The following is a 13,621-nucleotide window of genomic DNA, read 5'->3' as shown; positions in this document are numbered from 1 at the left end:
CGGATCGGCCGGCCGTGTTCGCTCTGCCGTGAGAGACGAGCGGAACCAAAAATCACAACTGTCTGGAAAACAGTCCGGAAAATCCCAGAGCACTTAAGAAGAACCGGCGGTTTTTCAAGTCCGCCGGTTCATTAGGTCCCGAAATACGGAATATTTGTGTGTATCAGCCTTTGATGGCGGCCGCCTCGCGGGCGCGGGCCTCGATTCCGGCCCAGTCGCCCGAGGCAATGGCCTTGGCATCGGCAATCCAGGAGCCGCCGACGCACAGCACGTTCGGCAGGGAAAGGTAGCCCGGGGCCTTCTCCAGGGTGATGCCGCCGGTCGGGCAGAACTTCACCTGTGCCAGAGGCGAGGACAGGGACTTCAGATAGGAAGCACCGCCTGCCTGCTCTGCGGGGAAGAACTTGAGGCGCAGATAGCCGCGCTCTATCAGGGCCATCACTTCCGATGAGGTGGCAGCGCCCGGCAGCAGCGGCACGTCGAAGTTTTCCGCCGCATCCAGCAGCTTCGGCGTGGCGCCGGGGGAGACGATGAACTTGGCGCCCGCCTTGACGGCGGCTTCGTACTGGGCGGCATCCAGCACGGTGCCTGCACCCGGAATGGCGCCTTCCACATTGCCGGCAACGGCCTTGATGGCCTCCAGCGCGCGCGGGGTGCGCAGGGTGATCTCGATGGCCGGAAGGCCGCCGCGCACCAGGGCCTGAGCCATGGGAACGGCTGCCGCAGGGTCCTCGACGATGAGAACGGGGATGACCGGCGCAGCGGTCATGACAGCTTCAATGCGGGCGGTATCCTGCGGCATTCCTTGGTCCTTCCGGTCGTGGCAGCATCATCTGCCGAAAACATGAGCGCCCGTGTCTGCCGTGCCGACGAGGGCACGGAAGGGGGCAAAGAGATCACGGCCCGTACCGGTCTGGTTGGCCGAGAGATCATAGGTGGCGAGCGGGCGGGCGTTGAACTCCGCCGCATCCACCAGCACTTCGAGCGTACCCTTGATGGCATCGACGCGGATCACGTCACCATCCTGAATACGGGCGATGGGGCCGCCGTCGCAAGCCTCTGGCGTGACGTGAATGGCGGCCGGCACCTTGCCGGAGGCGCCGGACATGCGTCCATCCGTGACCAGCGCCACCTTCAGGCCCTTGTCCTGAAGAATGCCAAGGGCGGGTGTCAGCTTGTGCAGTTCCGGCATGCCGCAGGCTTTGGGGCCCTGAAAGCGCACCACGGCCACCACATCGCCGGTCAGCTCGCCGCGCTTGAAGGCCGACTGAAGGTCGTCCTGCGAATTGAAGACGCGGGCAGGGGCCTCGATGATGTGACGCTCCGCGGCCACAGCAGAAATCTTGATGACGGCGCGGCCTATGTTGCCGTCCAGCACTTTCAGCCCGCCGTTGGCCTGGAAGGCCTTGGGCATCGGCGCCAGCACTTTTTCATCGCCCGACACGGCAGGCGCGGCATCACGGCGGACGGTGCCATCATCGTTCAGCTTGGCTTCGACGGTGTAGCCGTCAAGGCCGGTGCCGTTGACAGTGCGCACATCCTTGTGCAGCAGTCCGGCGGACAGAAGCTCACGGATGAGAAAGCCCATGCCACCGGCAGCCTGGAAGTGGTTCACATCTGCCTTGCCGTTCGGATAGACGCGGGCGAGCAGCGGCACCACGTCCGACAGGTCGGAAATGTCATCCCAGGTCAGCTTGATGCCCGCCGCGTTGGCCATGGCGACAAGATGCATGGTGTGGTTGGTGGAGCCGCCGGTGGCATGCAGGCCGACGACGCCGTTGACGATTGCGCGCTCGTCCAGCACTTCGCCGATGGGGGTGTATTCGTTGCCGAGGGCGGTGATCGCCAGCGCGCGCTTGGCCGCTTCGCGGGTCAGCGCTTCACGCAGCGGCGTGCCCGGATTGATGAAGGAGGCGCCCGGCATATGCAGGCCCATGATCTCCATCAGCATCTGGTTGGAATTGGCGGTGCCGTAAAAGGTGCAGGTGCCGGGACCATGATAGGACTTCGATTCCGACTCCAGCAGTTCCGCCCGGCCCACCTTGCCTTCGGCATAGAGCTGGCGTGTCTTGGCCTTCTCTTCATTGGTGATGCCGGAAGTCATCGGTCCGGCCGGGATGAAGACCGCAGGCAGATGGCCGAAGGAGAGGGCGCCGATGACGAGGCCCGGAACGATCTTGTCGCAGATGCCGAGATAGACGGCGGCATCGAACATGGCGTGGGAGAGGCCGATGGCCGTGGACATGGCGATGATGTCGCGGGAGAACAGCGACAGTTCCATGCCCGACTGGCCCTGCGTCACGCCATCGCACATGGCCGGAACGCCGCCTGCCACCTGGGCAACGGCACCGGCATCCCGCGCGGCCTGCCGGATCAACTCCGGATAGGTCTCGTAGGGCTGATGGGCCGACAGCATGTCGTTATAGGCGGTGATGATGCCGAGGTTCGGCACCACATCGCCTGCAAGGGCGGCCTTGTCGGAAACGGTGCAGGCGGCAAAGCCGTGGGCGAGGTTGCCGCAGGCCAGGGTGGAGCGGCGCGGCCCCTTCTCGCCATCGGCACGGATGCGGTCCAGATAGCGGGAACGGTTGTCGTGGCTGCGCTTGACGATGCGCTCGGTCACCTCTGCGATGCGTGCATGCACGGTCATGGAACTTTCTCTCCCTCAGTTCCGGGGCGGGAGGGGCGCATCAGGCGTCCAGAGCAGATCGCAATCCCGCCGCCCTGCGGATTTAATCGATTTAAGCCGAAGCAGCAACTGCTTCCGGCATGTCATTTGCGATCCCGGTCAGCGTGCCGCCAGCAGGGGCGGGCGGCACGGTTGACCAAGCTCGCCGTGGATCAGGCGTTTTCTTCCGACCAGGTCCGGCCATCGCGCTCGATCAGGGCGATCGACGCGGAAGGGCCCCATGTGCCGGCGGTATAGCCCTTGGGCTGGTCCTTGGTGGCCGACCAGGATTCGAGGATCGGATCGATCCACTGCCAGGCCGCGTCCACTTCATCGCGGCGCATGAACAGGGTCTGGTTGCCGCGGATCACGTCCATGATGAGCCGCTCATAGGCATCCGGATTGCGGACCTTGAAGGCGTCGGCAAAGCTCATGTCCAGCGGTACCTTGCGCAGGCGCATGCCGCCGGGGCCTGGATCCTTGATCATGATTTCCATCTTCACGCCCTCATCCGGCTGCAGGCGGATGACGAGGCGGTTGTCGGTGATGACACCAGCTTCTGAGCCGAAGATGGAGTGGGGAATCGGACGGAACTGCACGACGATTTCCGACACGCGGGTGGCAAGGCGCTTGCCGGTGCGCAGGTAGAAGGGCACGCCGGACCAGCGCCAGTTGGCAATCTCTGCCTTGATGGCGACGAAGGTTTCCGTGAGGCTGTCGTCCCGGCCCAGCTCTTCCAGATAGCCCGGCACGGCACCGCCGGAGGAAGCGCCGGCCTTGTACTGGCCGCGCACGATGTGCTTTTCCACCAGTTCGGGCGTAAAGGGCGCCAGCGCCTTCAGCACTTTCAGCTTTTCATCGCGCACGCTGTCCGCATCCATCGAGGCGGGCGGCTCCATGGCGACGAGGCACAGCAGCTGGAGAATGTGGTTCTGCACCATGTCGCGCAGGGCACCGGCCGTGTCGTAGTAACCGGCGCGCCCGCCAACGCCAAGCGACTCGGCCACGGTGATCTGCACATGATCGATATGCGCGGCGTTCCACAGCGGCTCGAACAGGGCGTTGGCAAAGCGCAGCGCCATCAGGTTCTGCACCGTCTCCTTGCCGAGATAATGGTCGATACGGAAGATCTGGTGTTCCTGGAACACCTTGCCGATGGTCTCGTTCAGCGCCTTGGCCGACTCGCCGTCCTTGCCGATCGGCTTTTCGATGACGACGCGGGTGTTGGCATTGACGAGGCCAGCCTTGCCGATCCCGGCGCAGATGGTGCCGAAGATATCCGGCGACACCGCGAGATAGAAGGCGCGGACCACATCCGGGCGCTCGTTCAGGATCTTGCCCAGTTCCGCCCAGCCGGCATCGGCGGCCACATCGATGGTGACGTAAGTCAGGCGGCCAAGGAAGCGGGTGAGAGCGGCATCGTCGAGATCCTTGATGTGCTCACGCAGAGCTTCTTCCGCCCAGGTGCGGTATTCACCGGAGGAAAATTCGCGCCGCGATGTGACCAGAATGCGGGCCGCATCTGGAATCTGGCCGTCGAGATCGCGGAAATAGAGGGCCGGGAGCAGCTTGCGGTGCGCGAGGTCACCGGTGCCGCCGAATACGACCAGATCGAAATCATCCACTGCGATCACGCGAACGGCCATGCTCCTCGTCTCCCTTTTGGAGTGCGGCCGCAACGGCCGTCTGATTTATTTCGATGAGTTAAATAAAGGAAAATGGGTTGGGCCGCAATGCTAACACGCATTCTCCGGGACGTCTCCGCCCGTTTCGGTCTTTTTGTGGGGCGGAGACGAAAGCCTTTTCAAATCAGGCGGCTAGGCTTACCGGAGGTTCCATGGCACCGGTCATGATCGCCACAGCATCCGACATGGAAAAATCAGCGGGCTTGATGATCGCAGCGCGTTTTCCGAGCCGGTGGATATGGATCCGGTCTGCCACTTCAAACACATGCGGCATGTTGTGGCTGATCAGAATGATCGGCAGTCCGCGCGAGTTCACGTCCTTGATGAGATCCAGCACACGTCGGCTTTCCTTCACGCCGAGGGCGGCTGTCGGCTCGTCCATGATGATCACCTTGGAACCGAAGGCCGCGGCACGGGCCACCGCGACACCCTGGCGCTGGCCGCCCGAAAGCGTCTCCACCGCCTGGTTGATGTTCTGGATGGTCATCAGGCCGAGTTCCGCCAGCTTCTTGCGGGCGAAGTCTTCCATGGCCTTGCGGTCGAGGGTGCGGAACAGCTTGCCCATGAGGCCGGGTTTGCGGATCTCCCGGCCCATGAACATGTTGTCGGTGATGGACAGGGCAGGGGACATGGCGAGTGTCTGGTAGACGGTCTCGATCCCGGCCATGCGCGCATCATTGGGGGAGGTGAAGCGGATTTCCTCCCCATCGAGATAGATGCTGCCGCTGTCCGGCGTCACGGCGCCGGACAGTGCCTTGATGAGGGTGGACTTGCCCGCGCCATTGTCGCCGATGACGGCGAGGATCTCGCCCGGCATCAGGTCGAAGTCGCAATGATCCATGGCGGTGACGCGGCCATAGCGTTTGACGAGGCCACGGGCCTTCAGAATTGCTTCGGTCATGCCGTTACCTTTCTGATCCACTGGTCGATGGTGACGGCGGCGATGATCAGCACGCCGATGAGAAGATAGGTCCACTGCGGATCGGCGCCGGACATGCGCAGGCCCAGTTCGAACACACCGACGATCAGCGCGCCGAAGAAGGCACCGACGATGGAGCCGCGCCCGCCGAAGAGCGAGATGCCGCCGATCACCACTGCCGTAATTGCCTGGATGTTGCCGATGACGCCGGTGGTGGCCGAGGGCGAGACGGAGCCGAAGCGGCCGATCATGACCCAGGCGGCCAGACCGCAGATGAAGCCGACGAGCATGTAGACCGACATGAGCGTGCGGTGCACGTTAACGCCCGCAAGCTTCGCCGCCTCCGGATCATCGCCGACCGCATAGACATGCCGTCCCCAGGCGGTGCTTCGCAGCGCATAGGCAAGCACTGCCACCACGAGGATCATCAGGAAGACGCCATAAGTGAAACTGGCGCCGCCGAATTTTACCGTTGTGCCGAGGAACTGCAGGAAGGGCGCCTGTGTTTCGATGTCCTGCGCGCGGATGGTTTCATTGGCAGAGTAAAGATAATTGGCGGCCAGAACGATCTGCCACATGCCGAGCGTGACGATGAAGGGCGGCAGCTTGACGCGCGAGACCAGCCAGCCGTTGACGGCGCCGATCATCGTGCCGCAGGCAAGGCCGAACATCACCGAAATGGCGGGCGGAATGCCATAGCGGAAAGTGAACTGGCCCATAATGACGGACGTCAGTACCGCGACGGCGCCGACGCTGAGGTCGATGCCGGCGGTGAGAATGATCAGGCTCTGGGCCGCCGCCAGTACGCCGACGATCTGCACCTGCTGCAGGATCAGCGTCATGGCGAAGGGCGAAAAGAACCTTTCTCCGAGATAGGCACCGAACAGCAGGATGGCTGCGAGGAGAACGAGCAGCGGCACGAGCGCCGTGTTCGTGTGCAGCGCATGGTGGAACTGCTGCAGGACGCCTTTCTTATGATCCTGAAACTCGGCGAAATTCTCTTCCCGGCGCGTTTTTACCGCATCCTCGAAGTTGTCGGTCTTGCTCACGGCCAAGCCTCCTCCGGCGGTGAGAGAGACGCCGGGCGCCTTGGGGCGCCCGGATCTTCTCCGGCATGTTTTCTGGTTCTTGTAACGTCAGGGATCAGGCGGGCGAGCCGCCCGATCCGCATGCGCGGGGTCTCAGCCCCAGCAGAGCTTCTTGCCTTCTTCGATGGAGATGGACTCAACGCCATCCACCGGCTTGCCGGTGACGAGCGACACGCCCGTGTCGAAGAAGTCCTTGCCATCGGAGGCCTGCGGCTTGGTGCCGTCTTTGGCCCAGGCGGCGATAGCCTCGATGCCCTTGGCGGCCATCAGCAGCGGATACTGCTGGGAGGTGGCGCCGATGACACCGGCTTCCACATTGGCAACGCCCGGGCAGCCGCCATCGACGGAAACGATCAGCACGTCCTTTTCACGGCCGATGGATTTCAGGGCCTCATAGGCGCCAGCGGCTGCCGGCTCGTTGATGGTGTAGACCACATTGACCAAGGGATCCTTGGCGAGCAGGCTTTCCATGGCCTTGCGGCCACCTTCCTCGTTGCCCTGGGTCACGTCATTGCCGACGATGCGCGGATCGGTTTCATCGCCCCACTTGTTCGGGTCGCCCAGATCAATGCCAAAGCCCTTGAGGAAGCCCTGGTTGCGCAGCACGTCCACGGTCGGCTGGGACACATCAAGGTCGAGCATGGCGATCTTCGCGTCTGCCGCCTTGTCGCCCAGGGTCTTGACGGCCCACTGGCCGATCAGCTCACCGGCCAGGAAGTTGTCGGTGGCGAAGGTCATGTCGGCGGAATCGATCGGGTTGAGCGGGGTGTCCAGTGCGATGACGAGAATGCCGGCATCGCGGGCCTGCTTCACGGCCGGAACGATGGCGGATGTGTCGGAGGCCGTCAGCAGGATGCCCTTGGCGCCGTTGGCGATGCAGGTTTCGATGGCTGCGACCTGGGTGTCGTTGTCGCCGTCCACCTTGCCGGCATAGGAGTTCAGCTGAATGCCCAGTTCCTTGGCTTTTGCGGCAGCACCCTCGCGCATCTTCACGAAGAAGGGGTTGGTGTCCGTCTTGGTGATGAGGCAGGCGCTGACCGTGTCGGCCTGTGCCGGGGCAAGGGCGCCCATGGCGGCGAGTACGGAACCTGCGAGAAGCATCTTGCGGATCATTGTCGTCATCCTCCCTGGCCGTTTGTCTCCTCCCGTTCTGGCCCCGGCCGGTTCAGGCCAGAACGGCTGCCCCTCAAGCTGTCGAGGGGGCTTCCAGACGGAGGGCTCCCACCCCCGCCGATCCCTTCAGGCCGCCGGTCAGGATTTCTGCCCGGGGCGAGAAATTGAAGAACATGGGCAGGCTGGCGGCGCCGAGGGCGCCCGCATCCTGACCGAAGCTGCCATGCTCCACACGCGGCGCATCGCGCGCTTCAGGCGCCTCTTCAACGAGCGACCGGTGCAGTTTCCCGATCAGACGGCTCAGCATGCCGCTGTCGATGTCGCAGTCGATCACGATCAGGGGAATGTCGAGCAGGGCGTGGCTCGCGCGGACTGAAGGCAATAGCGCATCCACGCAATCCTCCAGCCATTCTTCCACTTCGGGCCGCCCGGCGATGACCGCCTGTTCCAGTTCAGCGCGTGACGGGCGCAGTCCGGAGCCTTGCGTCAGGTGCCGTGCCAGCGCGCCGAGGGAGGCGCGGGTCAGCAGGATGTCCCAGCTGCCTTTCGGGCGCGGGGCGCCGGCCAGCTTGCTTGGCGTTACCGGCATCACGGCGACGTCCGCCGCATTGCCCGTTACGCCGCGCACCACATCTCCATTCATGATCAGCCCGCCGCCGATGGCCGGACCGATGAACAGGTAGAGGAAATTGTCCTCCTGGCGGCCAAGCCCGTAGAACAGCTCGGCGACTGCCGCTGCCGTGCCGTCATTCTCGGCGAAAACCGGAAGACCGGTGGCCGCCTCCAGGCTTGCAGCGAAGTCCACCTCGTCCCACGGCTTGAAGTTCTCTGCAGGAAGACCAAGCTGCTGCAGCCATGCGCCCAGATTGAACGGCTGGGCAAGGCCGATACCGGTCAGGCGGCGGCGCTCGGCCGGGGACAGAAGGTCCTGCAGCCTCTCGATGTCCTGCCGGATCATGTCCACCGCTACGGAGGGAAGCGGCAGGATCATGTCGTGGTAGCTGCGCCCAATGATGCGGCCGGCGAAATCAACCAGCACGGTCTCGATCCCGGCGCGGCCGAGGCGGACGCCGAAGCCGAAGGCGCCGCGTGTGGCCAGGCGCAGGATCGTGGCCGGCTGGCCGCGGCCGCCATCGTGCCGCTTGCCGACTTCCTCTATCAGGCCGTCCTGGGCCAGTTCCTGGATGATGGCGCCAATCGCCGCATTGGTCAGGTTGGCTGCACGGGCGAGCTCTGCTTTGGAGGCTTCCCCGGCGCGGCGCAGGATCTGCAGCACGATACGCTCGTTGTAGCGGCGCAGTTGCGCCGAATTGCTGCCTCTCCCGCTTGTGACGTTTCCTGCCATTCAGCGTCCTCCCTGGTGGCTGATAGAAGCCGCCGCCAGCACCGAATAATTTTTGTTGATTTAATTATTTGATGCTTAAGGCGTGCAGTCAACTATTTTCGTTGCTGCACTGCGTCAAACCGCAGCTTTTAAGATACTAGATTCCCTTAGATGTTTTGGGGAGATGGCAATTTCAACTAGGGGTAATGTGCTGAAGCAATCTTCCCCGGCTGCTAGAAATGCCATCCGAAATGTGAAATCCGAATTTGCGTTCAGGTACGGCTGAAGGCCGCCTCTCCAGACATTTCAGAAAAAAAGTCGCAGGTGCCGTTACGTCGCAGGTTGACGTAAACGGAAGGAACGTCAAATCTGTTGGGGACGCCCCAGGCAGGGGTATCAACCTGGAATGCCGCAGGCAGGGAGGTTGCGCTGGTGAGCGCAAGCCGGGAGCTGGGCTCCCGGGCCGGGGTTTTCCAGGTGGCGCAGAATCTCGATTGGAGACCGCCATGGCGAGTGTGGAGGAATGGGTCGCGGCTTTCAGGCCCCGCCCGCTGCATGAATATCTGGATGAGACCGTTGCGGCCTACGGCAAGACCGTGGCCGCAGATTTCCTCGGCAAGACCTGGACCTATGGCGAGCTTGGTGCACTGGTCAACCGGGTGGCTGCGGGGTTGCAGGCGCTGGGGGTCAAGAAGGGCACCAAGGTTGGCCTTTGCCTGCCGAATACACCCTATTACACCATCTTCTACTTCGCGCTGATGAAGGCCGGGGCAACGGTCGTTAATTTCAACCCGCTTTATGTGGAGCGCGAGATCGCCTTTCAGGCGCGGGATGCGGAAGTGCGCATAATGGTCACGCTCGACCTCAAGGTCATCTATGACAAGGTCGAGGCGGTGCGCAAGGATGGCATCCTGGACAGGCTCATCGTCTGTCCGATGGCCGATATCCTGCCTGCGGTGAAGCGGGCGCTGTTCACCCTGTTCAAGGGCAAGGACCGGGCCGCCTGGAAGGCGGACAGCGGCCACGTGCCCTATGCGGCCCTGCTGAACCGGGGCGCCAATCCGGTGCCGGTCGCCATCGATCCGGCCGAGGACGTTGCGGTGCTGCAATATACCGGAGGCACCACAGGCGTGCCGAAGGGTGCGATGCTGACGCATGCGAATCTGTCCGCCAACATCGAGCAGATGAAAGACATTTTCCATGCAGCGGAGAAGGGCAAGGAGCGGATGCTCTGTGTCATTCCCTTCTTCCACGTCTTTGCCATGACTGTGGCGCAGAACCTTGCCGTCGTGCTGGCCGCGCAGATGGTTTTGATGCCGCGCTTCGACATGAAGCTGCTTCTGGATACCATCAAGCGCACCCGTCCGACGCTGTTCCCGGGCGTCCCGACGATCTACACGGCAATCAACAATTCACCGCTCACCGTCTCCTATGACCTGACCAGCGTGAAGCTGTGCATCTCCGGCGGCGCGCCGCTGCCGGTGGAGGTGAAGGAGAAGTTCGAGACGATTACCGGCTGTATCCTCGTGGAAGGCTACGGCCTGACGGAAACCTCGCCGGTTGTCTCGTGCAATCCTCTGGACGAGCGCCGCCGGGCCGGTTCCATCGGCCAGTTGGTCCCCGGCACGCTGGCGGAATTCCGGGCGCTGGACGATCTCTCCAGCACTGTGCCGCAGGGCGAGAAGGGGGAACTGGTGGTCAAGGGGCCGCAGGTGATGAAGGGCTACTGGAAGCGGCCCGAGGAAACCGCCCGCACCATCGAGAACGGCTTCCTGCACACAGGCGACGTGGGCTATGCCGACAAGGACGGCTTCATCTATCTGGTGGACCGGATCAAGGACCTCATCCTCTGTTCGGGCTACAACGTCTATCCGCGCGTGATCGAGGAAGCCCTTTATCAGCACGCAGATGTTGAGGAGGCCATCGTGATTGCGGTTCCTGATGAGTACCGGGGACAGGCGCCCAAGGCCTTCGTCAAGCTGCGGGCCGGTGCCACGGTGACGCAGGAGGAAATGCGCGCCTTCCTCAAGGATCACCTCTCTGCCATTGAGCTGCCGCGCGAGATCGAGTTCCGCGATGCGCTGCCCAAGACCATGGTGGGCAAGCTGTCCAAGAAGGAACTGGTCGAGGAAGAAGCTGCCAGGCGGGCTGCGGCTGCTGCCAATCAGCCGGCCGCCTGACGCCTGACACTGATCCCGACAAGGGGCCCGCCGGATATCAACGGCGGGCCCCTTGTCATTCCTGCGGATATGCGGATCGGGTGTCTTGCCTCTAATTCAGGGTTGACGTTTCACGGTCCGGCACAACATTCTTGTCTGACAAGACAAGCTTCGCAGCCCCTTCAGGCCAATCCCCACGCGCCGCATGGCTGCATCAGCCCATAACAATCGAGGCCGTTTCCAGATGAACCAGATGACGCCGAAGAAATTCGGGATCGGTGCCCCGGTCCGCCGCAAGGAAGATCCTGCCCTGATCACCGGCAAAGGCCGCTACACGGATGACTTTGCCCCCGAGGGCACGCTGCATGCCTATGTGCTGCGCTCCGCCATGGCGCATGCCCGGATTTCCGTCTCCGGTCTCGATGAGGCCCGCGCCCATCCGGGCGTGGCGATGGTGCTGACCGGGGCTGACCTAGACGGCATGAAGCCGATGCCTGTGAAGGCGGTGATGAAGCAGCTGGACGGCACCATGCACTGGTGCCCCGTGCGGCCCGTGCTCTGCACCGATACCGTCCGCCACGTGGGCGATGCCATTGCCTTCGTCGTCGCTGACAGCGTCAATACGGCCAAGTCGGCGGCAGAACTGATCGAAGTGGATTATGAGCCGCTTGATGTGATCGTCGATATCGAGGAGGCGGTTCAGGACGGGGCAACGCTCGTCTGGCCGGAGCATGGCACCAACAAGGCGTTCCGTATCGGCCATGGCGACGAGGCAAAGACGGAAGAAGCCTTCCGCAAGGCCTCGCATGTCACCTCCATCCGTCTCGTCAACAACCGGCTCGTGGCCAACTACATGGAGCCGCGCGCCTGTCTTGCCGAATATGATGCAGACAGCGGCCGCTATACGCTGACGGCGGGCACGCAGGGCGGCCATGGCCAGCGGGACATCATCGCCAAGGATATCCTCGGCATCGATCCGGCGCGGCTGCGCATCATCACCCCGGAAGTGGGCGGCGGTTTCGGCACCAAGATGTTCGTCTACCGGGAATATCCGCTCTGCCTGTTTGCGGCGGAGAAGCTGCGCCGTCCGGTGAAATGGACTGGCGACCGCATGGACCACTTCGTCACCGACGCGCATGGCCGCGACAACATCACCACCGCAGATCTGGCGCTGGATGCCGATGGCCGCATTCTCGGCCTGCGCATCAATGTTCTGGCTGCCATGGGGGCCTATCTGCACCAGTATGGCCCCTTCATCCCCTTCGTCGGCACATCCATGTCCACAGGTCTCTATGATGTGCCGGCGCTCTTCGTGACGGCGACGGGCGTCTATACCCACACGGTGCCCACTGACGCCTATCGTGGCGCGGGGCGCCCGGAAGCGGCCTATCTGATCGAGCGTCTGATCGAGAAGGCAGGACTTGAGACCGGCCTTGGCACGGCGGAAATCCGGCGCCGCAACTTCGTGCCTTCCAGCGCGCTGCCCTATACCACGGCGACGGGCCGCATGTATGACACTGGCGACTTCGCGGGGCACATGGACAAGGCGCTTGAGGTGTCGGACTGGAACGGTTTTGCCGCCCGCCAGGCGGAAAGTGCTGCGCGCGGCAAGTACCGTGGCATCGGTCTTTGCAGCTACATTGAGGCCTGCGCCTTCCCTGGCGGGGAAGAGGCGACGGTGGAACTGAACGGCAATGGCACGGTGACGCTGCTGATCGGCACCCAGACCAACGGTCAGGGCCATGCCACCGCCTATTCGCAGGTGATCGCCGAACAGCTGGGGCTTGATATCGGCCAGATCGAGGTGATCCAGGGCGATACCGACCGGGTGCGTCAGGGCGGTGGCACGGGCGGCTCCCGCTCCATTCCGCTCGGCCTGCCGTCGGTGCTGGAAGCCTCGAAGAGCCTTGTCCGCAAGATCAAGGAAAAGGCCGCCGATCAGCTGGAAACCGGCATTGATGATCTGGAGCTGGTGGATGGAGAGGTCCGTGTCGTCGGCACCGACCGTTCCGTTTCGCTGGCTGCGGTTGCCGCTGCAGCGGGTGAAAAGCTAGCCGGTCGGGAAGAGGTGAAGCAGGCCGAAGCGACCTATCCGAACGGCACGCATGTGTGCGAGCTGGAGGTGGACCCAGAGACGGGCGATGTGGAGCTGCTGAACTACACGATCGTTGATGACTTCGGCGTCACGGTGAACCCGGTTCTGCTTGCCGGTCAGGTCATCGGCGGCACGGTGCAGGCGATCAGTCAGGCCCTGTGCGAGGAAACGGTGTTCGATGCGGATGGCCAGCTGCTGACGGCCTCGCTGCTCGACTACCGCCTGATCCGGGCATCGGACCTGCCGGACATTCACTTCGAGACGAAGAACGTGCCGTCCACCACCAACGCGCTGGGCATCAAGGGCGCTGGCGAGGCGGGCACCATCGGCGGCTGCGCGGCTGTGATGAATGCCCTGCAAATGGCGCTGCGCGATGGGGCAGGGGTGGAGCATATCGACATGCCCGCCACCCCGCACCGGGTCTGGCAGGCCATTCAGGCCGCCCGCGCCTGACAACACAATGCGAAACCGGACAGCGCAGGTGACTGCGCTGTCCACTCATTTGGACCATCGCCGGGTGCCTCTTCCGCCCGGCAGCGTAAAATTCTGTAAGCTGCGGCAATATGGTCT

The 13,621-nt window shown here is 63.2% G+C and carries 9 protein-coding genes; 2 read left to right on the top strand and 7 right to left on the bottom strand.

All coding sequences use genetic code 11. The features are described 5' to 3' along the window. Positions 1-163: 163 nt before the first annotated feature. From ASC48_RS00645 to ASC48_RS00615, 7 genes are all read right to left on the bottom strand, one after another. Positions 164-802, bottom strand: coding sequence for a 2-dehydro-3-deoxy-phosphogluconate aldolase (locus tag ASC48_RS00645; RefSeq protein ID WP_055453914.1), 639 nt, complete (start codon positions 800-802; stop codon positions 164-166). 27 nt (positions 803-829) lie between these two features. Continuing rightward, on the bottom strand, positions 830-2,650 hold the full coding sequence (gene edd / locus ASC48_RS00640) for a phosphogluconate dehydratase (protein WP_055453913.1): 1,821 nt from the start codon (positions 2,648-2,650) through the stop codon (positions 830-832). Between the two features lie 191 nt (positions 2,651-2,841). Then, positions 2,842-4,314, bottom strand: coding sequence for a glucose-6-phosphate dehydrogenase (gene zwf / locus ASC48_RS00635; protein ID WP_055453912.1), 1,473 nt, complete (start codon positions 4,312-4,314; stop codon positions 2,842-2,844). Between the two features lie 163 nt (positions 4,315-4,477). Beyond that, on the bottom strand, positions 4,478-5,254 hold the full coding sequence (locus ASC48_RS00630) for an ATP-binding cassette domain-containing protein (RefSeq protein ID WP_055453911.1): 777 nt from the start codon (positions 5,252-5,254) through the stop codon (positions 4,478-4,480). Next, entirely contained in the window at positions 5,251-6,321 is a 1,071-nt protein-coding gene (locus tag ASC48_RS00625; protein ID WP_055454284.1) for an ABC transporter permease, read from the bottom strand. Before ASC48_RS00625 ends, ASC48_RS00630 begins: the two co-directional genes overlap by 4 nt. Positions 6,322-6,453: 132 nt before the next feature. Then, a complete protein-coding gene (locus ASC48_RS00620; protein ID WP_055453910.1) occupies positions 6,454-7,473 on the bottom strand; it encodes a sugar ABC transporter substrate-binding protein in 1,020 nt (339 codons plus the stop codon). 73 nt (positions 7,474-7,546) lie between these two features. Continuing rightward, positions 7,547-8,818, bottom strand: a complete 1,272-nt coding sequence (locus tag ASC48_RS00615) for an ROK family transcriptional regulator (protein WP_055453909.1) — start codon at positions 8,816-8,818, stop codon at positions 7,547-7,549. Between the two features lie 485 nt (positions 8,819-9,303). On the opposite strand from ASC48_RS00615, the gene ASC48_RS00610 reads away from it, so the two are divergent. Continuing rightward, the gene (locus ASC48_RS00610) at positions 9,304-10,977 is read left to right on the top strand and encodes a long-chain-fatty-acid--CoA ligase (protein ID WP_055454283.1); all 1,674 of its coding nucleotides are present in this window, start codon (positions 9,304-9,306) and stop codon (positions 10,975-10,977) included. A gap of 223 nt (positions 10,978-11,200) precedes the next feature. After that, on the top strand, positions 11,201-13,504 hold the full coding sequence (locus tag ASC48_RS00605; RefSeq protein WP_055453908.1) for a xanthine dehydrogenase family protein molybdopterin-binding subunit: 2,304 nt from the start codon (positions 11,201-11,203) through the stop codon (positions 13,502-13,504). Positions 13,505-13,621 lie beyond the last annotated feature (117 nt).

This window comes from Pannonibacter indicus, from assembly GCF_001418225.1.
Classification (GTDB): domain Bacteria; phylum Pseudomonadota; class Alphaproteobacteria; order Rhizobiales; family Stappiaceae; genus Pannonibacter; species Pannonibacter indicus.
This window is presented reverse-complemented; position numbering and strand designations above follow the sequence as displayed.